At 47.0% G+C, this 385-nt stretch carries 1 pseudogene; it reads right to left on the bottom strand.

The features are described from left to right. A pseudogene (locus A3766_RS09665) lies at positions 1 to 385 on the bottom strand (bifunctional aconitate hydratase 2/2-methylisocitrate dehydratase); the annotation flags it as partial.

Here is a 385-nt window from a genome sequence, read left to right as displayed (position 1 = left end):
AAGTCTTCTCACCAGCCCACAGTGCAACGTTGTTAACACCAGACATACGTGAAGAACCAACACCCATCGTTCCTTTCTCAGCGATTAGCATCACTTTAGCGTTAGGGTGCTTTTTACCTAGCTCAACGATTTCTTGTTGTGCTTCAGGCGTGATCATGCACTGGCCATGTAGCTCACGGTCTGCACGAGAGTGAGATTGGTTACCAGGAGAAAGAAGGTCAGTAGAGATGTCGCCTTCAGCCGCGATGTAAGTAACAACGTCGATTTTCTCTGGGATATCGTCAAGCTTTGTGAAGAACTCAGCTTTTGAGTAGCTTTCTAGGATCTCTTTAGCAATCGCGTTGCCTGCTTTAAATGCTTCAGCTAGACGAGCTGTATCAGCGTC

Source organism: Oleiphilus sp. HI0132, assembly GCF_001635845.1.
This window is presented reverse-complemented; position numbering and strand designations above follow the sequence as displayed.